At 44.5% G+C, this 24,721-nt stretch carries 21 protein-coding genes, 1 tRNA gene and 2 riboswitches; of the genes, 8 read left to right on the top strand and 14 right to left on the bottom strand.

The annotated features are described in order from the left end of the window. Positions 1 to 92 precede the first annotated feature (92 nt). The 8 genes from MHB56_RS16940 to MHB56_RS16905 form a co-directional block, all read right to left on the bottom strand. On the bottom strand, positions 93 to 2,018 hold the full coding sequence (locus MHB56_RS16940) for a peptidase U32 family protein (protein WP_341143781.1): 1,926 nt from the start codon (positions 2,016 to 2,018) through the stop codon (positions 93 to 95). 43 nt (positions 2,019 to 2,061) lie between these two features. Further along, complete coding sequence (locus tag MHB56_RS16935; RefSeq protein WP_076193689.1) at positions 2,062 to 2,853, bottom strand: energy-coupling factor transporter transmembrane component T family protein; 792 nt, start codon at positions 2,851 to 2,853, stop codon at positions 2,062 to 2,064. Next, positions 2,846 to 3,748 (bottom strand): energy-coupling factor transporter ATPase, encoded by a 903-nt coding sequence (locus MHB56_RS16930; RefSeq protein WP_076124517.1) that lies wholly within the window; start codon positions 3,746 to 3,748, stop codon positions 2,846 to 2,848. The genes MHB56_RS16935 and MHB56_RS16930 overlap by 8 nt, the downstream gene beginning before the upstream one ends. Continuing rightward, positions 3,739 to 4,593, bottom strand: a complete 855-nt coding sequence (locus MHB56_RS16925) for an ATP-binding cassette domain-containing protein (protein ID WP_076185195.1) — start codon at positions 4,591 to 4,593, stop codon at positions 3,739 to 3,741. The genes MHB56_RS16930 and MHB56_RS16925 overlap by 10 nt, the downstream gene beginning before the upstream one ends. 29 nt (positions 4,594 to 4,622) lie before the next feature. Then, entirely contained in the window at positions 4,623 to 5,180 is a 558-nt protein-coding gene (locus MHB56_RS16920) for a Gx transporter family protein (RefSeq protein ID WP_076124520.1), read from the bottom strand. Further along, complete coding sequence (locus MHB56_RS16915) at positions 5,164 to 5,553, bottom strand: NusG domain II-containing protein (RefSeq protein ID WP_036681022.1); 390 nt, start codon at positions 5,551 to 5,553, stop codon at positions 5,164 to 5,166. Before MHB56_RS16915 ends, MHB56_RS16920 begins: the two co-directional genes overlap by 17 nt. A gap of 819 nt (positions 5,554 to 6,372) precedes the next feature. Beyond that, positions 6,373 to 7,347 carry an alpha/beta hydrolase gene (locus MHB56_RS16910; protein ID WP_256717233.1) on the bottom strand — a complete coding sequence of 325 codons (975 nt, stop codon included), beginning with the start codon at positions 7,345 to 7,347 and terminating at the stop codon, positions 6,373 to 6,375. A 107-nt stretch (positions 7,348 to 7,454) separates the two neighbouring features. Next, positions 7,455 to 9,734 carry a choice-of-anchor A family protein gene (locus MHB56_RS16905; RefSeq protein ID WP_341143780.1) on the bottom strand — a complete coding sequence of 760 codons (2,280 nt, stop codon included), beginning with the start codon at positions 9,732 to 9,734 and terminating at the stop codon, positions 7,455 to 7,457. 108 nt (positions 9,735 to 9,842) lie between these two features. Beyond that, a riboswitch (cyclic di-GMP riboswitch) is annotated at positions 9,843 to 9,933 on the bottom strand. Positions 9,934 to 10,428: 495 nt separating this feature from the next. Between MHB56_RS16905 and MHB56_RS16900 the strand changes: the two genes are divergently transcribed. Then, positions 10,429 to 10,821, top strand: a complete 393-nt coding sequence (locus MHB56_RS16900; RefSeq protein WP_051491249.1) for a hypothetical protein — start codon at positions 10,429 to 10,431, stop codon at positions 10,819 to 10,821. A gap of 199 nt (positions 10,822 to 11,020) precedes the next feature. Here MHB56_RS16900 and MHB56_RS16895 read toward each other — a convergent pair whose 3' ends face one another. Further along, positions 11,021 to 11,434 carry an ASCH domain-containing protein gene (locus tag MHB56_RS16895; RefSeq protein WP_280753282.1) on the bottom strand — a complete coding sequence of 138 codons (414 nt, stop codon included), beginning with the start codon at positions 11,432 to 11,434 and terminating at the stop codon, positions 11,021 to 11,023. A gap of 355 nt (positions 11,435 to 11,789) precedes the next feature. Between MHB56_RS16895 and MHB56_RS16890 the strand changes: the two genes are divergently transcribed. From MHB56_RS16890 to MHB56_RS16880, 3 genes are all read left to right on the top strand, one after another. Then, a complete protein-coding gene (locus MHB56_RS16890; RefSeq protein WP_076124523.1) occupies positions 11,790 to 12,134 on the top strand; it encodes a DUF3221 domain-containing protein in 345 nt (114 codons plus the stop codon). An 878-nt stretch (positions 12,135 to 13,012) separates the two neighbouring features. Continuing rightward, a complete protein-coding gene (locus tag MHB56_RS16885) occupies positions 13,013 to 13,342 on the top strand; it encodes a hypothetical protein (RefSeq protein WP_076124526.1) in 330 nt (109 codons plus the stop codon). Between the two features lie 225 nt (positions 13,343 to 13,567). Beyond that, positions 13,568 to 13,783, top strand: a complete 216-nt coding sequence (locus tag MHB56_RS16880) for a hypothetical protein (RefSeq protein ID WP_076124528.1) — start codon at positions 13,568 to 13,570, stop codon at positions 13,781 to 13,783. A 275-nt stretch (positions 13,784 to 14,058) separates the two neighbouring features. Here MHB56_RS16880 and MHB56_RS16875 read toward each other — a convergent pair whose 3' ends face one another. The 4 genes from MHB56_RS16875 to MHB56_RS16860 form a co-directional block, all read right to left on the bottom strand. Next, positions 14,059 to 14,862, bottom strand: a complete 804-nt coding sequence (locus MHB56_RS16875; RefSeq protein ID WP_076220559.1) for an undecaprenyl-diphosphate phosphatase — start codon at positions 14,860 to 14,862, stop codon at positions 14,059 to 14,061. 816 nt (positions 14,863 to 15,678) lie between these two features. Then, the gene (locus tag MHB56_RS16870) at positions 15,679 to 15,846 is read right to left on the bottom strand and encodes a hypothetical protein (RefSeq protein ID WP_175618960.1); all 168 of its coding nucleotides are present in this window, start codon (positions 15,844 to 15,846) and stop codon (positions 15,679 to 15,681) included. 234 nt (positions 15,847 to 16,080) lie between these two features. After that, positions 16,081 to 16,152: transfer RNA gene (locus tag MHB56_RS16865), tRNA-Thr, on the bottom strand. A 93-nt stretch (positions 16,153 to 16,245) separates the two neighbouring features. After that, positions 16,246 to 16,554 (bottom strand): MTH1187 family thiamine-binding protein, encoded by a 309-nt coding sequence (locus MHB56_RS16860; RefSeq protein WP_339281612.1) that lies wholly within the window; start codon positions 16,552 to 16,554, stop codon positions 16,246 to 16,248. 378 nt (positions 16,555 to 16,932) lie between these two features. Further along, positions 16,933 to 17,167, top strand: a riboswitch (cobalamin riboswitch). A 242-nt stretch (positions 17,168 to 17,409) separates the two neighbouring features. Between MHB56_RS16860 and MHB56_RS16855 the strand changes: the two genes are divergently transcribed. The 4 genes from MHB56_RS16855 to MHB56_RS16840 all read left to right on the top strand — a co-directional run bounded on the left by MHB56_RS16855 (position 17,410) and on the right by MHB56_RS16840 (position 23,612). After that, complete coding sequence (locus tag MHB56_RS16855) at positions 17,410 to 19,395, top strand: anaerobic ribonucleoside triphosphate reductase (RefSeq protein ID WP_341143779.1); 1,986 nt, start codon at positions 17,410 to 17,412, stop codon at positions 19,393 to 19,395. After that, on the top strand, positions 19,392 to 19,907 hold the full coding sequence (gene nrdG, locus MHB56_RS16850; RefSeq protein WP_076124537.1) for an anaerobic ribonucleoside-triphosphate reductase activating protein: 516 nt from the start codon (positions 19,392 to 19,394) through the stop codon (positions 19,905 to 19,907). The genes MHB56_RS16855 and nrdG overlap by 4 nt, the downstream gene beginning before the upstream one ends. A gap of 55 nt (positions 19,908 to 19,962) precedes the next feature. Next, positions 19,963 to 22,296, top strand: coding sequence for a ribonucleoside-diphosphate reductase subunit alpha (locus MHB56_RS16845; protein ID WP_076142084.1), 2,334 nt, complete (start codon positions 19,963 to 19,965; stop codon positions 22,294 to 22,296). Positions 22,297 to 22,580: 284 nt separating this feature from the next. Next, the gene (locus MHB56_RS16840; protein WP_036682584.1) at positions 22,581 to 23,612 is read left to right on the top strand and encodes a ribonucleotide-diphosphate reductase subunit beta; all 1,032 of its coding nucleotides are present in this window, start codon (positions 22,581 to 22,583) and stop codon (positions 23,610 to 23,612) included. A gap of 179 nt (positions 23,613 to 23,791) precedes the next feature. On the opposite strand, the gene ssuE is transcribed toward MHB56_RS16840, so the two are convergent. Continuing rightward, a complete protein-coding gene (ssuE, locus tag MHB56_RS16835) occupies positions 23,792 to 24,340 on the bottom strand; it encodes an NADPH-dependent FMN reductase (protein ID WP_036682586.1) in 549 nt (182 codons plus the stop codon). Between the last annotated feature and the right edge of the window lie 381 nt (positions 24,341 to 24,721).

The raw sequence follows: 24,721 nt of genomic DNA, 5'->3' as shown, positions 1-24,721 counted from the left end.
ATTCCCTCTCTTCTTGTGAAAATAGTAACTTATTCATAGAGTACTGTGCATTCTTCTTACTAGCAGACGGTATTTTGCCCCAAAAAATAGAATTAGTTAAATTGCAGCGAACCTAGAGTATAACCCGCATAAATGGGCTCAAGACCACCTAGCATATCATCTTTTACTTCAGTACGATTCATAGCTTGTTGATAAGAAATTATAATTTCACGCAACTGCTGAGCGCTATATGTCGCTCCTTCAATACGGAAACTAGATATGCCTAGATCAATCATCTCACCAAGCAACGGTAAATAGCAGAGCTCTTTCGCGAACAAAAGATGGCAACGGCCGTGCTGATCACGATATACCGGATTTTCACCTTTGTCTGTTTTTAGAACCAATACATTATTGTGCACATATTGATTATCCTCTTCAGCGATAGGCTCCATTACTTCAGTATTCTCATAAAGGTCATGTTCCATATACATTAGTGCAGGTGTACCATGTACAACAACTTCCAAAGGCGTGTCACAACGCGAGGCAAAGGTAGCAAAGTGCTCCAGCGTCATTTCCGGTGAAACCGAAAGCTGAGTTAAACCTAATTTTGCATATAATTGGGCTGAAAGATGATTGTAGACATTTAAACTACCATCTCCAATTAACGGATAACCTGTAGAACTGTATCTGCGAATCGCTCCCAAATTAGTAACGATTATACCGTCGATCGGCAAGCGTTCTCCACCAAGCAATTGATCATATTGATCAAAATGCAGCTCGGTCATCATGCGTGGCAACCCTAAATAGATTTTGCTATCGCCTTTTAGCTCACCAAGTTCCTTAATATCACGTTTTGTAAAAGGTCTGTCCGGTTCAAATACATCCCCCGGCAAGTATAAACTATCCACACCCAGCTCCAATACTACGCGCGCCTGTTCCATATTATTCACACGTACAACCAACTTAGCTTTTGTTGCCATTGGTTTCTTTTCTTGCGCCAAACGTTCCCGCAATTCCTCTACACGTTTTTCAGATAGCTCACGTTCTGCGGTTGGTGTGCTAAATACTTTTCCAGTGCTATAGAATTTGCCCGTACCTTCATAACGACGGTTAATGTTAGCTAACCCTGGTTTACCAAAAGCATAAGCTGTCGAAAAGTCACGCTTGCGGTTGTTGTACAGCTCTTTAGTATCAACCGTACGATCAAAGCCAATCGGATCATCGATATATCGGTCAATGGCTTCGCCGTAGCTATTCGCCAGCATCACCATAAAATCCTTATCACGCATACGGCCTTCTATTTTGAAGGAAGTAATGCCTGATTCAATCAATTCCGGAAGATGCTCATACATAAACATATCTTTGACAGCCAGTGGATATTCAGCAGGATATACATATCCGTCTTTTTTAACCCGATAATCCCAGCGGCAAGGCTTCATACATTTTCCCCGGTTGCTGCTCATGCCAAAAACATGGGAACTGAAGTAACAATTTGCACCATGCACAGAGCACATATCCCCGTGAATAAAATATTCCAGCTCCATACCACTCCGCTGACCAAGCAGCTTAGCTGTCTGCAGGTCCATTTCCCGCGAGGTAACTACACGAGTTACACCCAGATCACGCAGCGCATAGATCATCTCCAGGTTGTGAACATTCATCATTACGGAAGAGTGAATAGGAAGGTTAAGCTCCATCTCCCGAATAAGCTCCAACACTGCCATATCCTGAACAATCAAAGCATCTGGCCGAGCACCATCAAGGAAACGCAAGTATTCTCTAGCTTCCTCCACATCTTCCTCACTAAAAAGATTATTCACAGTGATATACACTTTTTTGTCTAGACGATGTGCGATATCAAGTGCCTCTACGATCTCTTCATGAGTAAGGTTATAACCTTTACGCATCATTCTCATATTCAATACAGGTCCACCAAAATAAACTGCATCACACCGTGATTGGATCACTTCCTTGAAAATCTCAAACGTTCCTGCGGGTGCGAGTAATTCGACTTCTCTACCGTTAAAATAACGTGCCATTCAAGTTCCCTCCCAAGTTGATACTACTAATAGGGAATGAGTATTATAACAAAGCTACTGCAATTCCCATGACCACAAACATCCCAATAAAAACAGTATCGAATTTGCCCCACCTTAGGCGGTGATACCGACTGCGGGGAGCATCCATGCGAAAACCGCGGGCCTCCATGGAATACACCAGATCCTGAGCACGCCTAAAAGCACTGGCGATAATCGGGACCAGCAGGGAGACTAACATCCGTCCCTTTTCCTTCAAAGGCAGCTCTTTCAGATCGGCTCCCCTTGAGGCCTGCGCTTTCATTATGATCTGCGATTCATCTAGAATCGTAGGAATGAAACGAAGTGAAATGCTGATCATCAGCGTGATACGGTCAGGGGATAAGCCAAGCTTTTTGAAGGGTATCAAGATCCCCTCCAGCCCTTGATTCAGCTTCCCCGGCGTTGTTGTGAAGGTCAGAAGCGCTGTAAAGGTGATAAGAAAGAACATGCGGATGACCGAAAATGCCCCTAATCTTAGCCCTCCCTCATAGATAGACCAGGAACCAAGAGTCAGCATTACCTCCCCTGTCTTTACAGACACCACCTGCACAATAAAGATAAACAACATTAAATAACGTAAAGGCTTAGCTGCTTTCAGGAAGTATTTAAGCGGAATCTTCGTTGAAGCCATAACGGCTATCGAAAAAATAGCCAGCACAGCCATGGCCATCCACGAACGTGAGAGCAGGATAACAGCTACGTATAATAGCATGCCAGTGATTTTGGCACGAGCATCCAGCTTGTGCACCCACGAACCGGTCTCAATACTCCGACCTAAGATCAGTTTCTCATTCATGGTCATCCCTCTTTCCATCGGGCTTACCAGTGCTTATTGATTCCGCTGGCAGCGAAGCTATAAGCTCTGCCAGACTCTCAGCCGTCAAGCGGGGGGCTTCATCCACAAGACCTAAATGATCAGCAACTGCACGCCAGTAACGAAGGGACTGCGGAACCGTCAAACCACACTGTTCCAGAATCGAAGGATCATCTGCAAGCGCCTTTACACTGCCCTGAAACGCCGTGCTGCCCTCTTTAAGTACAACCCAGCTGTCCGCATAGGGCAATAACTCATCCATCCGATGCGTAACGATAATGATCGTTCTGCCCTGCTCACGACATAATCTCTCCAGCAAGCTGATTAGCTCTGCACGGCTAATGGGATCAAGCGTTGCCGTGGGCTCATCCAGAACGATGACCTCAGGGTCCATAGCTAGCACGGAAGCGATAGCCGCCTTACGCATTTGTCCACCGCTCAATTGGAAAGGATTCCGCTCTAGCAGTGCGAGATCCAGCCCCATATCTGACATGGCCTGACGTGCACGTGACTTTGCCTCTTCGAGACTCATGCCGAAATTAAGGGGACCGAAAATGAGATCCTTTTCGACCGTATCTTCGAACATCTGCTGCTCCGGAAATTGAAATACCAATCCGACTCGGCGGCGCAGTGGCATTAGCTTAGGTGACTTCTCACCAGCCTGAATGGTTACATCAAGCACTTTTACCGTACCCTCGGTTGGTTTCAGTATCCCGTTAAACAATTGCAGCAGCGTCGATTTACCTGAGCCCGTCGCCCCCGCAATACCAACCATCGAGCCAATGGGTACACTGAGGTTAATGTCCCGGAGCGCCGTCAGCTTCCAGAGGCTTCGGTCAGCGTAGGTGTAACTTACTTGCTGTAATTCTATGGCCATAACGTGTCTATAAGCTCCTTTTCACTGGTCGGAACATCCACATGAATACCCTGGTTCTGCAGCTCGCGTGCAAGGCGCCAAGGATAAGGTTCACGCAGATGGCATTTTTCCAGAAGCTCCTCGTTCCGGAACAACTCCGCCGGTGTAACATCTGCAGCCAAACCACCTCCATGCAGCGCAAGCACCCGATCCGATGCCAAAATCTCATCTGCATCATGCGTAATCATGAGGATCGTGTACTTTCCTTCTGCCCGCATATCCTGCAGAATACCGAGAAGGTCATTTCTGCTTCCTTCATCCAACATAGAAGAGGCCTCGTCAAAAATGACGATGCCTGGTTCCATAGCAAGAATGGAAGCGATAGCAACACGCTGCTTTTGACCTCCCGACAGCTCACCCGGATGCTTGGACAACAGATGATTTATTCCTAGTCTCGTCGTATAGGAGTGCAAACGTTCAGCCATCTCTTCGTACGGCAAACAAAGCCCTTCCAGGCCGAATAGGATATCTTCCTCTACAGTGGCTCCAATAAACTGATTATCCGGATTTTGGAACACCATTCCGATACATTGCCGAATGCTTCCGATCGTTTCCTCACTAAGCAGCATGCCACTAACCACAATCTCACCAGCCCCCTTAGGCAGCAGAGCATTGAGCAGCTTGACCAACGTAGACTTCCCGCAGCCATTAGGACCAACCAAGCTGACCCATTGTCCTTGAGAGATAGATAACGTTATATTGTGAAGAATCGGATGCTCGGGATCATAGCCAAACGATACCCCATCCAGAGAGATGACTGCTTGTCCTTCTCCCTCTAAGTCTTGACCTTCGTATGATTCATTCATGTTAGTCATCCTTCCGCTGATGTGACTAATCAGTCCAAAAATTCTTCAAACAGCGATATTTTTGACAATGACGCCACCAAATAACGGACTGCATAGCCCACGGCAATTCCTGTTACTACCCCAGTGATCAGCAGCATGGGAAGATAATAAAAAATACTAAGTGATGCAAATACCATAGAAGCTGCCAGCAGCTGACCGATATTATGCGCAATCCCACCGGCTATACTAATTCCGATCAAGCTTATACTCTTACCTTTGCCACTAATCAGCATCAGCACAAACATAACAACAAAGCTAAAAAGTGAACCAAATAAACTAAACAGCAAGCTTGAGAAGGTACCTAGCAGAAATGCAGTAAGCAGTGTTTTGAGGATGACAAGCAGCAAAGCATCCCGTCCACGTAAAAAGTAAATACAAGTCAAAATCATAATGTTGGCCAGTCCGAGCTTAGCACCCGGCACCAGTCCCATCCCGGATAACGGAATCTGTGCCTCTATTAAACTTAACACTACTGCCACTGCGGCGAAAATCGCAATAATCACTGTTCTTTTTAAAGCTGTTGCAGATTCACTACTGGACATAGGCATCTATATCATCCTCCCCCGACGCACTGGTGATTTCGACTAATACTCTATGCGGTAGACAGACAATCGTCTGTTTGGGCAGGGTAATAAAACCAAAACCTAGGCAAACTTTATCAGCGCAATCGGCATCGTACATTTCAATCCCGTAATCATGCACCTTCAAAATGTTATAGCCGCGTTCCGTGCGGACCTCAATGGTTTGTTCTTCTTTTGTAAGCTTTACCGTTTTAAATAACTCACCGTCCACCGTTACATTGGCTATGAGATTTTTACCGGCCCCACCTTTGTCATCATTGTCCGAAAACCATCTCGGTACGAGAAAAGCGAGCGCAGCAATCAATACGATGGAAATCAGCCACACATCTGCGCGTTTCATAAAAATCTCCCTTATTTTTTAATTAAAATCCAGACTTATTAATTATAACGGTCTACCCTCAATCCTTCAATCAATGTTGGAGTTTATTGTCAGTTTTAGAGAGCTGTTCACAAAATAGGCACGCAAAATAACCCCAGCAGACACAACCCATTCGTCTCTGGCATTTTCAGTTGAAGTTTGTAGCGTTTGCAAAAATATCCAACTTACATTTTAGCCCATTTGCACCGAGATCGCCCATCTCCTCTGGTATACTAGCTTTTCCGGAATAATTCACAATTAACCCAATTTAAGTTACTTTCAAAATCTAAGCGCCCCTTATCGAGGTTTGTTCCTCTCTAGAATCAAATAAACCTTATCTTGGAATTCATTATTATATTTGCCTTTTAAACAATAGTGTGTTATATTTATATGGTATTTGTTTTTCGATATATTGAATATCCCCACCAAGAAGATGTCAGGCCGACTATTATACACATCGGCATTTTGGACAAAGAGGCTTTATGTTTTCTTGCAGTACTCTTCCTTTTTATGAGATTAAATTCGAAATATAGCATTCCGATTCACACTGGCGCGGTCAATGGAGCCGCAAGGGCAAAAGAGAGGTAGGGCTTTTGTCGTATTGGAAGGATTATTCTCGCCACACGGCTGCTGGAAATAACAAGGAATTAAGACACCCGTTACTCACGAACGGCGGGGGATGAATATAACGAGAAAGCATGACGGTACGATCCTTATTCAAGGACTACGTCATGTGTGGAAAAATATAGGCGCCCGATAACCGCTACCTAGCGGATATCGGGCGCTGTCTACGTTCAGGACTTATTTTACATATCGACTTACAAAAGCTGTTACTACATCTATATACCCCGCCTTATCCGTATCATAAGACAATCCATGCCCCGCTTGCGGCACTATGAGTCTCTCTTTTGGACTCTGGCATGCCTCATACAATTCATTCATCATAGCAAAAGGTACAAAGTTATCCGCATCCCCATGAATAAAAAGAATCGGGACCTTCGCTTTCCGCACTTGTTTTAATGCAGAGGCTTCACCAAAACCATACCCCGCCTTCAAGCGGGTGATTAGACTTGCACTTTGAACGAAAGGGAAACTTGGCAAGCGATACATGCGTCGTAGTTGGTAAGATAATTGTGCTTTTACTGAGGTATAAGCGCAGTCCGCAACAATAGCTTTTACCTGCGGCGGAAGATCTTCCCCTGAGGTCATTAGCACTGTAGCACCGCCCATAGAGACGCCGTGAAGCACAATTTGAGCACTGGGCCCAGTCTTTTTAATCATGTATTCAATCCATTGCAAATAATCTTTTCGTTCCGGCCAACCAAAACCAATGTAATCCCCTGCGCTATCTCCATGCCCTCTTGCATCGGGAATTAGGATGTTAAAGCCTAAGTTCTCGTAGTAGATTTTGGCGTACGCCCCCATATCCTTTGCTTTACCTGAATAACCGTGGGCTAGAATGGCTGTGCGTCCCGCAGCACGATTAGATTGGAGTAAGTAACCCCTTAGTTTAAGTCCATCTGCAGATACGATCTCAATATTCTCGAAGCTCTGGCGAGAGACCCAATCCTTCCCCTCCCCCCAAGAAGCTCCGGCAACCGGAGGATCAGCCTTCAGATTAGGATTATTACTTAGAAATACCTTTGGCGCTCGTTTAATAGCAATACCATAGAAGAAAAATCCCACATAGATTAGAATCCCTATGATGATTACAGCGCTAATAATGAACCATATCAATTCGCCTTCGCCATCCCCTCTACATTTCTTTTCCAACAAGAGTATACCATCTACTTAGAATGCACCAAACTATCGCAATCATGACATACAAATAGAGCCGCCATCGGAACACTCCCGAAAGCGACTCTATGTTGATCTACCCTTTATTATTTATTCTTTTTGGAGAACTTGGTTCTCATTAATAATCCGATAAGTGCAAAACCTAAACCTGCTACATAGTAAGGTGCAGGACTTGATTCACCCGTTTTTGGCAATTCCTTCACAGGTGGCTTACCTAATGGGATCGTATCGTCCACTACGATGATTTCATCAGGTGTTGGTGTTGGCGTTGGTGTCACTGCCGGTACCGGACCTAATGGGATCTCATCATCATCAACAAGTACTTCTGTGCTATTCGACGGTGTTGGTGTTGGTACTGGCGATGGTGTCGGCGAAGCTACAGGCCCAAGCGGCACAGGATCTTCTGCAAGAACTATAGTGCCAATTACGGATGATGGCGTTGGTGTCGGGAACACAGAAGTCTCTGGTGTCGACGTTGGTGTTACCTCTGGCGTTACCGTCGGTGTTGGTGTTGCTTCAGGCGTTACCGTCGGTGTCGGTGTTGCCTCTGGTGTTACCGTCGGTGTTGGTGTTGCCTCAGGCGTTACCGTCGGTGTCGGTGTTGCCTCAGGCGTTACCGTCGGTGTTGGTGTTGCCTCAGGCGTTACCGTCGGCGATGGCGTTGGCGTCGCCTCAGGTGTTACCGTCGGCGTTGGTGTCGGTGTTGGCGTTGGCGTCACTGTCGGCGTCGGTGTTGGTGTCGGCGTTGGTGTCACTGTCGGCGTTGGTGTCGGTGTCACTGTCGGCGTTGGTGTCGGCGTTGGCGTTGGTGTCGGCGTCGGCGTTGGCGTTGGTGTCGGCGTTGGCGTTGGTGTTGGCGTTGGTGTCGGTGTTGGCGTCACTGTCGGCGTTGGTGTCACTGTTGGCGTTGGTGTTGGTGTCACTGTCGGCGTTGGTGTTGGTGTCACTGTCGGCGTTGGTGTCGGCGTTGGCGTTGGCGTTGGTGTCGGCGTTGGTGTCGGTGTCGGCGTTGGTGTCGGCGTCGACGTTGGTGTCGGCGTCGGCGTCGGCGTTGGTGTCGGTGTCGGCGTTGGCGTCGGTGTTGGTGTCACTGTCGGCGTTGGTGTCGGCGTCGGCGTTGGTGTCGGTGTCGGCGTTGGTGTCGGCGTCGGCGTTGGTGTCGGCGTCGGCGTTGGTGTCACTGTCGGCGTTGGCGTCGGTGTTGGCGTCGGTGTTGGTGTTGGTGTCGGTGTTGGCGTCACTGTCGGCGTTGGTGTCGGTGTTGGCGTCACTGTCGGCGTTGGTGTCGGTGTTGGCGTCACTGTCGGCGTTGGTGTCGGCGTCGGCGTTGGTGTCACTGTCGGCGTCGGACATGGTGTTGGCGTCGGTGTCGGCGTTGGTGTCACTGTCGGCGTCGGCGTTGGTGTCACTGTTGGTGTCGGCGTCACTGTCGGCGTTGGTGTCGGCGTCGGTGTTGGCGTCACTGTCGGCGTTGGTGTCGGCGTTGGTGTCGGCGTTGGTCCGGGTTCATCACCATCGTATGGATAGTGGTGAAATTCACCACCACCAGTACCTTTGAGTGAAGCCGCCACTAAAGTACCGTTAATCTGACCATTAATAAAATCAACATGAGCATAGGGGGCAAGTATGCTTCCCATTACACCTATGCCTGCCATATCAAGATACGCAGCTTGGCTAAAGTTAAGCAAAATTTTCTTGCTGTTCAACACGTTATTAGGTAGAAATCCGAAGTTTTTCATTTTTACGTTAGAACCATCAATATTAATAATTGCAGTAGATCCTGAAGGAACATTTATTGTAATTCCGTAGGTATTAGAGACGTTATCTCCTGAAACATTAAAAACATTGACCGCAGGATCTGTACCTGTCAGGGTAAGGCTGCCATATTGGTACACTGTTGTTCCATTCGCCGGCAATGCTGCAAGTTCTGCTGATTTGTCCTTCAAAGACTGACCTACGGCTGAAAAGTCAATCGTACTCCCCTGTCTTTTTGTACCACCCTTGAGGAGCGTTACATTCCCTGAAAAATCTCCCCCGTGCACGATATTCCCATAAACAGTACCTCCGTTGAAAGTAAGATTCCCTCCAACAACAAGTGTGTCAGTCAGGGAAACCTCTGCAGCGGTCAACCTATCTCCAACACTATAGTTGGTTAAGTTAACGTTACCTCCAGCAGCAAACCTTCCTTCCGTATCCGAAACTGTCGTTATATCCCCTAGAATAAACACGTTGTAGACCGCTGCAATTCCCAATGTAGAAGAACTACTAGCTCCAGCAACTCCAGCTCCCAATGAGGAAAGCCCACTACCTACCGTCAAAATCCCAGCTAATACAAGCGAGAGTAACGGTTTTATTCTTCTTTTCAAATGGCACACCTCCTAAAACTATGATTTATATTAATCAGAATAATTACCAGAAACTCTAAAGGACCTAACAACAAAAAAGACCGCCAAAAAGAAGTGAAATTCCCTTCTCATGGCAGTCGGACGGTCATTGTGCCTTTAAGACACTTTAGACTCCTGGACTTTGCGTCCCGCCCTTTCAGACGGTTTGCTATTATCATGACTATATATATGTATTACACTGCAAGTCCAGAACTGGTAGCTGAAGCATTCTATCCAATAACAGTCTATGACTTTTAATACTTTTGAATTAATAACAGTTTAGCTCCCGACACCCACAATTGTCAATCAATTCCTTTCGATAATTCCCCGCATTAGTACCACACAAAAAAAGCGCCTAAAGGCGCTTCGCATAAGGTTTTTCATTAAATTTTAAAGTAACTGTATATAGCCCAATATGGATATCCATAAGGGAACACTCAGAATTAAACCAAAAAACAATCCACGCTGGAGGCTGCCCTCTTTTTCCATCATAATTCTCCTTTATTTGCGTTCGATACATTAATTTTTATTATTACAATTTTTAATATAATTTATTCTTCGTTATTAAGTTGTGAATTTAATCACATTGGATAAACTGTTTAGAAATACCATTGATTATTTTTGGAATATCGGGGTAGAATACGAATATACGTTCCTATTAGAGGTGATGAGATTCATGCATAGAGCAGAAAGCAGGGACAACATGCTGGTGAAATCTTATTTATTGCTTCCGATGATTTTATCAGCTTTCGAACGGGACTCCGCCATTTTATCTACACACTTACGAACACCCGCCCCTTATCTGGAGGTGCTTGGAACAGCTGCTGCAGTAGCTACAACAGATCTAAGGGATGTTCGTGCAGAAATGAGAAGACGGGGAATCAAGGTGTATGAGCAAAACAGACTTAATACTGGAATTGAAGCCAAGTATATATGTCGTGGCTATCATGAACGAATGCTGCTGTTGAATGACATTGTTGCGGCTCAGGCTGCCATCCATATGCGCAGATACCTAGGGCTGGATATTTCATCTTTTAAGAGTTACGAAGAACAGTACCAGATTAAGTAAAGCTGTATAGAAGCCGCTGCGCTCTCTCCCCCCAATCAATTAGTGAACAAAAAAATAGGCCTTACCATGGGAGTTGGCAAGACCTGAGAGAGATATACCACAAAACACTGGGGGGTGTTTGGTGTCTCTAATATATACCTCGAACCTGAAAAAAAGCTGATAGGCACATAAAAATTACATTAAAAATATTGTTCGCCGTTCAGAAGTGATTAGAGTGCTCCCACAAGCTTAGCCGACCTTTAGCTGGAATTGGATGGCTTAATGGATGAACCCGTTCAAGCTTCCAGGCAAACCGTCCTTCACTATAGTCGCCAAAATCATATTCGTTCCCATTGATCCATTCCCTTAAATCCACCTCTGGAGTAACCACATAACATCCCGCGAGCTGACCTGTAGCAATAATAGCTCCTGTCGGCAAATTATTCGCTGTATAGCCATGTTTCGCCAATACTGATTTGTACGGTTCCTGTTCACAAATCTTTTTGTCAATCCTCATTCCGGCATGGATGCCTAACTCGCCGCGGTAGGCTGTTCTCCATGAACGAGTTTCAAACTCTTTTTCACCAAGAGCAATTAAAGTCGCCCAAGGCTGCCGTATTGTTATACACCGCATGATATTTATCCCCTTCGTTTATGTTGGACGTTTGTCACGGATGCACGGATCTCGATCTCGCGTTGTGTAATCTTGCTCACCTTGACCTGATAAATTAAATAATCCCAACCGTTTGGTCGATACTCATTTCCATCATTGATCGCCTCTAAAATAAGAACATTTATTTTTATTATATACAAACAAAAGTTCTTATGAAAATATCAATACTACAGACATTCACCTGTAACTCCCCAGAATCAATAAAGGTCGTCATAATGGAAAGGCTGCTGTTTATTCTTATATTGGTAATGTACTAACTGCTATGCCTGTGCAACCGATGTTAAACTAATGTCGTAACCACTGGAGGGGAAGGTCCATGATTCAAAAACCACGTACTACTATTAAATGGACTCTTATTTTTGTTTTTTTGTTATTAGTCACCGCCTGTAGTAAGAATGATGAAGTTTTGAAAGGAATTGTACACACAATAGATGTAGAAAATAAAAGAATTTTAGTAATTTCTGAATTAAAAGAAGAAGACTTGAACAAGGAATACAAGGAAATTCTCGAATCTAATGAGTACTCTCAAGCCATTTGGGTAAATAAAGTTGCACCTTCTAAATATAAAAAAGGAGATGAGATTAAAGTGTTTTTTGAAGTAAGTGATGATTCATTCCCTGCACAAGTTACCGCCAAAAAGATCACCAAAATCAAGAATTGAGCAAAAAGAATAGAATCTACTATAAAGAAGCGGCGTCTCCAAAGGGACGGCGCTTCTTTGTGTAGATTTAAGGAGAAATCAGAGTATATAATATGGAACATTATATACTCTCAACATCTCTGTTACGGGAATTCCTGAAGCAGAAATACCCTTCCGAACATATACTATGAATAATCTCTTCCGGACGAAACATTTACATAATCTGAATATAATAATTCTGGAACATTCTGTAAACAAAAAAAGCTCACCTACCGAAGCCAGTGGGCATAATCCCAAGCATTTGGGAATTTACTCTTTGTTGGAATTACTGAAACCTTACCATGTAACAACTATAGGAGCTTATAAAGTCCCTACAGTTGTTGGCAATGTACCTAATAACACGAAGGATCTACTTGAAGATACAGGATCAGCACAAACCCGCGAGACATGCATCGGCGGGTTTCGTATTTTTAAAATTCATCACAATTAATTAGTCCTAGGTCATCTACACCAATAAAACTCTCTTATTATAATATTCGACGTTTATTTATAAAAACTTACAAAACATCTCATTTTTCAAATCGATCTTATAGCTCATATACATCATTAACCATTAAATTTACTATTATCCATGTAAGTAAACACTTCATATGTGAGGATTATCAAAGTATGAAAAAACTAATCGTAGTTTTATCAATCGCTTTATTGACTACCGCAATTGCTCCTTTCGCATCAGCAAATCAATCAAATTCAAGTGTACTATCTCCACAACAAGTAAGCCTTCAACAAGATGCAACAGACAACTATACTCATAATGGTTTCCCAATTAATTCTCCCTGTTCAAAAAGCATCTCAATCTGGTGAAATACTAATAACATTCAGTAGATTGGAGGTTTACCATGACAGAAATTGATGAGAGAAAATGGGGGCAGCAGGATCCTATCAAAGAACCACAAGATCGTTATGAACAGTTTTTAAAAGTTGTATCACTAACCTTTGTGAGTGTCACATTCACTATTATTTTCACTGAGATAAAAATGGGCAACTTTCCCCTTAAGCTCATTTTCTTTGTTATTGGACAATTCCTCATTTATGGATATGTGATGAAGAATCTGTCCAAGACCTCAGAAAAATTCAAAAATTCCTGCAAGAAATTAAAAATAAAGCTACCCATTCTCTACATTTTATATTTCTTGTTTCTCTTCTATATTGGGCAACCATATTTATAAAATTACTCTGTGCAAAAAAGTGACCCCACCAACTTCCGGCAGGGTCTAGATCTATATTATAAGGGGGTTATGTAATTACTATAATCCTCTTAGCTTAAATAAGTATGAAGCCCGTCTAAAGATTTGCTGAATTTTTATTATTTTTATCGAAACCGATCAAACAAGGTAACGTATCAATCTTAATTTCCAAATTACTATATATACAAAATGAAGGTGTGTATAAAGATGAAAATATTCAGTCTATTGCTTGTAGCATTGTCTTCCATTGGAGTAGTTGCCACATTCGGATTTTCAACATTCAGCTTAATCACAGGAATTATAGGAGGGCTTATTGCAGCATTTGCAATTTCAGGCTACTTGCAGTCTGTCAGACGTGATTACCCAAATGAGAGCTATGAGAACAAACATGTTAAGTATCAGTCGAACTATAATACTTGGTAAGCAAAATCCCCACCTTAAACTGGTGGGGATTTTCATATTCCCAAACACTTGTATAATCACTTTGTGATATTAATGGTAGAAGAAACAAACGAGGGATAATGGCTAGCTGTAGAAGTGCTTACACCGAAAATTCATTCCTTAGTTCATAGACTACTTGAGCTTTGTCTTGTTTGGTGATTTCCCCTTGTTTTAACCTCTAGTTAAATCTGTGCAGGATATGATGTATAGCCTTTTTAAAAGCTTCTTTCCCATGATGTTCATATTGACTAATCCAATTACTGTATGACAATTAAATAGAAGAGAGCTGCTAAAACAAACCGGTATAGAGCAAACCACTCCAATCGAAGTCTCTTAATCAGTTTGATGAACGTCACTACTGCAATCATTGCCACAAGAAAGGATGTCGCAAAGCCAATTAACATTAGAAGCAAATCGTCAGAACTCAGCAAATCACGACTATCATACAAATCCAACAAGCTTGCACCAAACATAACAGGCACAGAAATAAGGAATGTAAAATCTGCAGCGGCTTTTTGGCTAGTGCCAAGCAACAGGCCACCTGAAATCGTCGAACCTGATCTCGAAAATCCCGGCCATAACGCCAAGCATTGAAACAGACCAATTCCGAAAGCCTGTTTATAATTAATCCCATCGATAGTATCAGCGGTTTCAGTCCGCCTATTCCGCGCTGCAATGATCATCAACACGCCACCAACAACTAGACCTATCAAAACAGGGGTTGGGCCAAATAATTGGCTTTTTATTGTGTCCTTGAAGAGAAGATATAGGGTTAATGCTGGTAACATAGCCAAAATCATATGAATGACATTTAATCCTTTGCTTTTGGAAAAATCCATTCTAATCATATTAACCCCAATCTCCAAATACCTTTTCCAATAAAGAATTAAAACTGCCATCACTGCACCCAACTGAATAACAATTTTAAAAGTTATTGCAGCATCTCCCTCAAAGCTAAGCAAATCGCCTGCTAGAATAAGATGTCCAGTAGATGATACTGGTAAAAATTCAGTTAAGCCCTCTATTATGCCAAGTATTATTGCTTTAATTACATCAGTCATCAGTGCATTGTCCCCTTTCGGAAATAAAATCATTTAATTTCCAGTATAAGGGAGACAAGTAAACTTCCCCATCGATTAACCTAACAATATTCAATTCAGAATGACATAATTGTCACATTGCTCATTATTCCAGTCTTAAGTAACTCCTTTATTAAACTATCCTTTCCCGTTAGCATAACAACAGTATCAAACATTAAATTCAACCTGTATCAATAAAAAATCCGTTAACCTTCTGAACTTGCTGCCCGTTATTTGGATAATCAATTTCAGAGCATGCAGCAGATATGAACACCGAAACGTAACTTCCATTTGATCATTCTGCAGCCGCGTGCGTGGAGCCTCAATGACCATCATGATTCCAAAGCGCTGAGAAACCACACAGAACCGCCACCCCGACCAAGAATTGGGGGTCCTTTTTTTGGCAAAACACAAAATATTAAGTATAATGTTATTGTCGAAACGCTAAGGCGTCTGTACAGGATGGCTACCTGGCACTGATGATGGCAGGCCAAGCGCTTTATAAAGTTTTCTTTATGTGTATTTATACTTTAGGAGCGTGGTTATCTATGAAAATTAATATTACCGCACATTTTAACATTGATATTACTTTATCTCTTCATCTGTTAGCCGTAGCCAGTCTTGCTTATGAACTCAGTTCACTGACGAGCTCGTGAAATTCGAGCGAAAAGTATCTGTACTAAGACACCTTGTGGTGTCTTTTTTATTTTTATAGTAATTACCATCTAACCGATCTGCCCCCGCAAGAGAAAAGCAGCTTATGCTGCACCTCCGCCACATCCTTCATTCTGATTGCTGTCAGCTTGCGACACGCCTTCCATCTGCTCGACAGTGACCACTAGTCATACCGTTTTCATTACCGATTTCGCGCCATGTCTTATCTTCCTTGATACGTTTCTCCAGAAGAACAGGGAACAGCAGGGGCTGTCCATCATATTCGACTTCAGGAAAGATTAGGCCATTCATCAATAAATATCACTCTGGATACTTATTCACATGTTCTCCCCAATCTGCAGGAAGCGGTGCCCCGATGTATCGGAGATTCTATTCTAGGAACCCGAAAAGAAGTGGAGAAAATTGACGAGACACCCACTTTACTCGGATAAAGGGTAGAAGAATGGAAGAAGTCAGGGGGATTTAACGAAAAATGGCACGGTCCCGGAATCCCGGAAAACCGCGCCATTGCGCCATTCTTAGATATGCTGGTGAAGGGAATTGAACCCCCGGCCTACGCATTACGAGTGCGTTGCTCTACCCCTGAGCTACACCAGCTTAACGCTGTTTTTCTGTCAAACAAAAAATATTATACAACTTCCAGCCAGAAACGCAAGCCTATCTCTCCCTGTTTTCCGCCCTTCTAAACTGCTAATCCACCTGTAGCTTACGCTCCACAGACTCTAACTTTCCACGGCTAGTAGAGGGTTTATCGCGGCGGTCGTCTATTTTAAGTGAGGTAGAGACACGTTCTGCACCTGCGTCAAAAGGAGACTCATGCAAAGCTTCTACCGCGGCAAAAATGCGTTGCAGAGGCCCTTCGATGATCGTCCCCATGGACGTAAGTTCATAAGTAATCCCTTCTACTGTCTTCAGCACCCGCTGCATATCCGCAACATAGCTGCTAAGACTGGTGCTGCCTGTTCCAATTGGAATAACTGTAACTTCAGCAATAGGCATGAGAATACCTCCTCGAAATTTTATAGTAGCTGTCTCCTTCCATTGTAACAATTCCACCGCTCTGTCACAAACTAAGCAAGATTATCCTCCCTTATCTCTTCTATTTCTTCTGATTACTCCAAAATATGACTTTGGGCTAAGAGTATTTTCTCATGAGCAAATTCTAGGGTCATCTGCACTATATTTATGGACTCTTTGTGGCATCTTTTCGGACAATTTATGAATCATTTCGCATCTCCCTGTGGATCAATTGTGGATTACTTATGGACAGCCTGTGGATCATTTGTGGAGTACTTTTAAAGAACCCGCTCCCCGCGCGGGTTTTCTAAAAAACTGTTTACAAACACAACATCTTGGGTTATTTTTATCTAACGACAACAAAATATAGTGGAGACAGGCGCTTTGATCCTTAACCGGATTTAGAGCTTAATAGGGAAGCGCGGTGAGAATCCGCTGCGGTCCCGCCACTGTAACCGGATGGCCTTCTTAAGCTTCTGGGAAGCTTGAGAATCCACATCTCCCGGCAAATGCCACTGAGGGTTAGGAACACCCTTGGGAAGGCGCCGAGAGATCCCACGGAAGCCAGGAGACCTACCTGTTTCGACGACACCAACTATTGATGCCTGCGAGGAACAGGGATGGTGTCCGCATGCGGTCATCTACGTAGAGACCTCTGCAAATATCCGTGTGGATATTTACATAACGCATCGGGCATTTTCTGCCATCCTCGGGTAGGGGATGCTTTTTTTATGTAATCTGAACAAATATACGACTGCTTATAGCAGTCCAACTTCTTATGGATATATGGATTTGATGATAGATGTTTTTCTTTTATACTGAGAGGAGAGCTGTACAATGACGTTGTTGGAGAGACAATTTAATGGAGTAGAAAATGCACGGGAAGTTCTTTTAGAAGAGCTCATTGATTTAGGCCGGGATATTATCGACAGTCGGGATATGGACCTATTGCGCGAGAATGCCAATTTGAATGGAGAGAGTTTCTCCGGTAAAATGAGCAAGTTCGGCAGTGAATATTCAAAATGGTACGCCCGCAATTTTACGATGCCGCCACAGCTAGTGCAGGCTATTGATGACAATGTCGTCTATGTGCATGATCTGGATCAATACGCGATTGGAACGACGAACTGTATTTTTATCCCGTTTGATAAACTTCTCCGTGAAGGTTTCAATACCGGCAACGGCAGCGTTCGTCCTCCGAACTCAATAATGACAGCTATGTCTCTGGTAGCGATTATTTTCCAATCCCAGCAAAATGCTCAATATGGTGGTGTATCCGCCAATAAACTCGATTACGATCTGGCACCTTATGTAACCAAATCCTTCGCCAAGCTGTTCCGCAAGGGTCTGGATTATTTTGAAGAAGGACAAGCTGACGAATCTTTGGGCGAGATTACGATGAGCCGGACCGATCTGGCGGAGTCATATCCAAGAGCGTTCCGTTTTGCACTAAAGGAAACCGAAATCGAAACTCTGCAAGCGGCTGAAAGTATGGTACATAATCTGAATACCATGTCCAGCCGATCCGGTGGACAAATACCGTTTACCAGCATCAACTACGGTACTTGTACTTCACCAGAAGGTCAGCTTGTGATCAGTTCTCTGCTAACCGCAACTATGAACGGACTTGGCAGCGGAGAAACACCAGTGTTCCCGATTCAAATCTTCAAATGCAAGCAAGGAATCAATCAACAGCAAGGCGATCCTAACTATGAACTGTTCCTAAAAGCAGCTGAATGTTCTGCGCGCAGACTATATCCAAACTTCGCTAATCTGGACGCTCCGCTCAACTTGCAGTATTATGATTCAAGTGATCCTGATACGGAGTTCGCTACAATGGGCTGCCGAACCCGAGTGCTCGGTGACCGTTTTGGGCGTAATCATTGCTCTGGGAAGGGCAACCTTTCCTTTAATACACTAAATCTGGTTCGGCTAGGTCTGGCACACGGCACAGTAACAGGCAGACGTACCGTCGCAGACGAAGCTGGCTTCTATGAAGATCTAAATCATTATATGGATATTGCGCTGGAAGGACTTCTCCATCGCTTCCACATCCAAACCGCACAAAAAGCTAAAGCTTCCGATTTCATGATGCGAGAAGGCGTCTGGGAAGGCGGCGAACATCTTGCACCCGATGACACTGTAGGCGATCTGCTGAAGCATGGCAGTCTGTCTCTTGGCTTCATCGGTATGGCGGAATGTATGAAAGCTATGTACGGCAAACACCATGGCGAGGATATGGAAGTTCATGCCAAGGCGCTGGCTATCGTGCGTCATATGCGGGACTATTGCGATCGGAAAAGTGAGGAACTGGATCTTAACATCACCCTGTTCGCTACTCCAGCAGAAGGTTTGTCCGGTAAATTCACCAAAGTTGACCGCAAGGTACTGGGTTCCATTCCGGGCGTAACCGACCGTGAATATTATACGAACTCTTTTCACATCCCTGTATACTTCGATCTGGGTGCTGCTCAGAAGATCAGCTTGGAAGCTCCTTTCCATGAATACTGCAATGCCGGGGCTATTTCTTATGTCGAATTAAACGGCAATGCCCGCAACAACCCATCGGCTTTTATCAAAATCATTAAATATGCGCTCGAACAAGAGGTCAGTTATTTCAGCATTAACCATCCGATTGACCGCTGCTCCAGCTGTGGATACGAAGGCGTAATTGGGACAAACTGTCCTTCCTGCAACGCAAATGAGAATGACGTGCACATCCGCCGTTTGCGCAGAGTTACAGGTTATTTAACCGGCGACTATCAGACCCGCTTTAATGCCGCCAAACAAGCTGAAGTTCGGGATCGCGTTAAGCATCTATGAATATTTGCGGTTACTATCCGGAGTCGATTAACGAGGGAGAGGGCATGCGGGCCGTCCTCTTTCTCAGCGGCTGCCGCCATCGTTGCCCGGGATGTTTTAATCCCGAGACATGGAACTTTAAATATGGAGAAGTCTTCACCTTAGAACGACAACATGAAATCATCGCAGAAATCGCCGCTAACCCTTTGCTGGATGGTCTGACACTGGCAGGCGGCGATCCTTTTTTCTCAGCAGAAGAGTTGCTGGGGTTCATTCATGAGCTTCGCACTGTACTGCCAGGGTTCTCAATCTGGATTTACAGTGGTTATACGTACGAAGAACTTACAGCCCTTCCCGGTACGCCGGAGTGGAATCTACTTAAACAGTGTCAGGTGTTAATAGATGGAAGATTTGTAGAAGAACTGAAAGATACTACGCTTCTCTACCGGGGAAGCTCCAACCAACGCATTATCGACATTCCGGCCAGCATGAACGGCTCGGAGGTCTTTCTGTGGCAGCCTGCTGCGCTATAATATATCAATTTTTGATATTGAAAATTAATTTGAAATAAGAAGGGATGAACTAACCATGCCGCAATTCGTAGTAAAACCGGATAATCGCCAACTGGCTTTTGATGAGAACCGTCTTTCCGTCTACGCTGACCGTATTCTGGAAGGTCTCGATCAACTAAATAAAGAAACTTTGCTGCGTGGAGTGAATTCCAAACTGCGTCGTGACTCGGTAAGCGGAGAAGAAATCAGCAACGCCTTCACCATGAGCGCTCTAGAGCTTGTAACAAAAGAAGAGCCTAACTGGAAGTTCGCAGCTGCCCGCGCCCTTCTGACTACCCTTTATAAAAAAGCTGCCGTCCATCGCCGCTACAAAGCTTATCCGGAAGAGCCTTACGGTGAATTGTATCCACTAATTACGGATCTCGTGAAAAAAGGAATCTATCGCGAAGAACTTCTAAGTCATTACACCAAAGAACAAATTATCGAACTAGGCGGGTGTATCGATTATACACGCGACCTTTTGTTTGACTATATCGGTCTGCTTACGCTATCCGACCGTTATTTGGCGCATGATTTTGACGGCCGTGTAATGGAGCTTCCACAAGAACGTTATATGATTATTGCTATGTACCTGATGCACCGTGAGCCAGCTGAGAAACGTCTTGAGCTTGTAAAAGAAGCTTATTGGGCTATGAGCAACATCTATATGACTGCTGCTACACCTACAATGTCCAATGCCGGCAAAAAGGTCGCTGGACAGCTATCCAGCTGCTTTATTGATACTGTAGACGATTCCCTAGAGGGTATCTTTGACTCCAATACAGACGTAGCACGTCTAAGCAAAATGGGTGGCGGCATCGGCGTTTACCTCGGAAAAGTACGAGCACGTGGTTCGGATATCCGTGGCCACAAGAACACAAGCTCCGGCGTAATCCCTTGGATTCGCCAGTTGAACAATACAGCAGTCAGTGTAGACCAGTTGGGCACACGTAAAGGTGCTGTAGCTGTTTATCTTGATGTATTCCATAAAGATATTCTCGCTTTCCTCGATCTTAAGCTGAACAACGGTGACGAGCGCATGCGTGCACATGACGTGTTCCATGGCGTCTCCCTGCCTGACCTGTTCATGGAAGCTGTAGAATCGCGCAGCCATTGGAACCTCTTCTGCCCTCATGAGGTGAAAAAGGTCATGGGCTGGACAGATAAAAATGGCCGTCCACTAGGATTGGAAGATTTCTACGATGAAGAGCTTGGCAAAGGTACTTTCCGTGAAAAATATGCTGAGGCTACAGCGAACCTGGAATTATCCCGGATCACTGTTCCTGCGATCGACATCATGAAACGGATTATGAAATCACAGCTAGAGACGGGTACACCGTACATGTTCTACCGCGATACCGTGAACCGGACCAACCCAAACCGTCATCAAGGTATGGTTTTCTCCTCCAACCTGTGTACAGAAATTATGCAGAATCAGTCTGCAACAGTTATTGAGCAAGAAGAATTAGTAACTAAAGATGGCCAGACCCGGATCGTTATTTCCAAAATCCCTGGCGACTTCGTAGTCTGCAATCTGAATTCGATTCACTTAGCACGGGCGATTCCAGCTGGCGTATTAGAAAGACTTGTTCCGATCCAAGTTCGTATGCTTGATAACGTAATCGACATTAATAATATTGAAGTTCTGCAGGCACAATACACGAACAGCCAGTACCGCGCAGTAGGTCTCGGCACATTCGGCCTGCATCACCTATTGGCACTCAAGGGCATTCGTTGGGAATCCGATGAAGCCGTAGAATATAACAATCATTTATATGAACATATCAACTACCTGTTGGTTCGTTCGAGCATGGAGCTTGCCCGTGAAAAAGGCCGTTATCCGAAATTTGCTGGATCCGATTGGGAGACTGGCGCATACTTCACTTCCCGCGGTTATGTTAGCGGTGAGCAAGAAGGTAAATATGTAACGACTGAGCAATGGCGCGAGCTGCAAGAAGAAGTAGCTAAGGACGGCGTACGTAACGCTTGGATGTTCGCCATTGCGCCGAATGGATCTACATCGATTATTGCCGGCTCCACCGCCAGCATTGATCCGCTGTATGAACTGCTTTCCTATGAAGAAAAAACAACTTATAAGATTGCTAACCCAGCACCGGATCTGTCCGACAAAACGATCTGGTACTATAAGACAGCATTTACGATTGACCAAAACTGGTCGATCCGCATGGCTTCTGCTCGCCAGCGTCACGTCGATCAAGGCCAAAGCTTCAACCTGTATGTCCGTCCTGACATCAAGGCTACCGAGTTCCTGGAACTGCATCTGAATGCCTGGAAGGGCGGCTTGAAATCAACTTATTATGTGCGTAGCCGTGCTTTGACTATAGAAGAGTGTGAATCTTGCGCTAGCTAATTATCTTAGTGCCCTGAATAGAAAAACGATGATGAATTTCGTAACTGCGAGGAATGTTTGGGCTTCCGGCCGCTGTTGTCATCAGAGGTCTAGATCTTTACCGCTATTAGCGGATGACATCCGATGACAGCATATACTTTCGATGCGAGCTTTCCTACGGAAAGCTTTCGGGCGAACGCTGACGCTCCTACAGCTCCAAACTTCCTCTCCGTTACTCCATCACCGTCTTTCTATGAACAAGACACCAAGAAAGATTACCAGCGCAAAAAATGGAGGGATAAGAAATGCAATTACAAAAGATTTTTAATACTGAAGCACCTAACCAATCCACACGCATTATCGACGGTGAATGCTCAGGTATTCTGAACTGGAATGATATTCGCATGCCTCATATGTACAAGCTGTATAAGGTACTGCTGCTTAATCACTGGATCGCGGATGAAATTCCAATGTCCAAGGATGCGCAACAATTCCCGATGCTGGATGCCGAGGAACAACGCGTATTTAAGATTAATATCTCCCTACTCGCTGTGCTGGATTCGATGCAGACGATGTTCGTGAGCGACGTGAAGCGTTATTTCACCGATTCCTCTTTGGAAGCTATCTCCGCTATTATCGGGCAGCAAGAAGTGGTGCATAACCAATCCTATTCCTATGTTCTTTCCTCTATCGTGTCGGAGAGTGAGCAGAAGGAAATTTTTGAATATTGGAAAAAAGACCCTGTCCTGCTGGAGCGTAATCAGTTTATCTCTGATATTTATCAAGAGTTCCGTGATAACCCTACGAGACAGACCTTTTTCCATGCGCTGGTAGCAGATCTCATCTTGGAAGGAATTTTCTTCTACAGCACTTTCGCCTTCTTCTACAATCTGGCCCGTGACCAGAAGATGATGGCGACTAGCCAAATGATCTCTTATATTCAACGTGACGAGAATCAGCACTGCTACTTCTTCGCAGAAGTATTTAAGCAGCTGCTTGTAGACTTCCCTGAGCTGAACACCAAAGAAAACATGGATTACGTATACCGTACCATCGACCGCGCGGTAGAGCTCGAAACCAACTGGGCTTATTACACACTTACTAACGTGCGTGGTATTGATCTTAACGAGCTTAGCGACTACATCAAATATACAGCGAACAAGCGTCTGACTTTGATGGGTATGGAAAAAGCTTATCAAGGTGTTGACGTTAACTGTATGCCTTGGATCAAACCCTTCTCCGATGATGCGCTTAATGCTACCAAAACTGACTTCTTCGAAGCTAAGTCCCGCAACTATGGTAAGGTTGGCGACGATAACGGATTCGACGATTTGTAAGACCGGATATATAACGATCCCTATATAAAAAAGAGGCCATTCTCTACTTTCTTAGTGAGATGGCCTTTTTGCTATAGCTTATATAATGCAAAAAGCGCCCTCTCCCCTGGTATCAGGGATGAAAGAGACGCTTATACGTTTGTTATTAGCACTAAGCACAGAAGGCATGCTACTTAGTCTTATGCCTTGCGTTCCACACGATGTGTAGTTTCTTCTGCAAGCTCATCTAATGCATCGTTCAGGCGCAGCTTCAGCTCCTCAGCAAGCTCTACCACTCCGTGATCATTACGAACCACTTGAGAATCCACGGCATAGACGCCGCCAAGAATGTAACGCGCGCCCAGTACAGACAACACAGGTTTCAATGCGTAATCAATTGTGAGCAGATGTGCAAGACTGCCGCCCATGAACAGCGGGAGTACAACTTTTCCGGCCAATCCCTTTTGTGGAACCAGATCTAAAAAGGTCTTCAACACGCCTGTATAAGAAGCTTTATAAACCGGGCTAACCACAATTACCGCATCAGCTTCCGCTACAAGGCCATTGGCTTTGACGATAGACTCACTTTCAAACTTAGTGTGAATCAAATCCTCCGCTGGTAGCTCTGCTACGTTAATACGCTCAACCTCGAAGCCCTGATTGGTTAAGCTGGCCTCCGCATATTCTATAGCTGCATTGATACGCGATACCAGGGAAGGCGTTCCGTTAATCACAACAATTTTAGCCACTTTTCCACCTCTTCCATCCCACTTAAGCAGCTCACACTGCTTTATTTATTATCCCGACAAAATTACTTTAAATTAATACTAATCCTAACGTAGAATTGATATTTTTGTCAAACCATAATCACTTGCGCTCCTCCCGCTCTTACGTTATACTAAGCAACAATATTAATTCCAACAATCAGGCCAATGATCGGCATCCAACCGTGAGGCGTCTGCGACCGGAGTCTACAACAACTCCCTAAGTTCACCGGGTTTCGCCCGTTACCGCGAAGACCAAAGAGGGTCGGATTGTTCCTGCAGTTAAGGAGATTCGATCAACCTGGGTGGCACCGCGAGCTGACGCTCCTCGTCCCATGGATGAGGGCGTTTTTTGCGTTTTTTTAA

The organism is Paenibacillus sp. FSL H8-0315, assembly GCF_038005365.1.
Lineage (GTDB): Bacteria > Bacillota > Bacilli > Paenibacillales > Paenibacillaceae > Paenibacillus_AQ > Paenibacillus_AQ odorifer.
The sequence above is the reverse complement of the archived record's forward strand: the minus strand, read 5'-3'. Positions and strand labels throughout refer to the sequence as shown.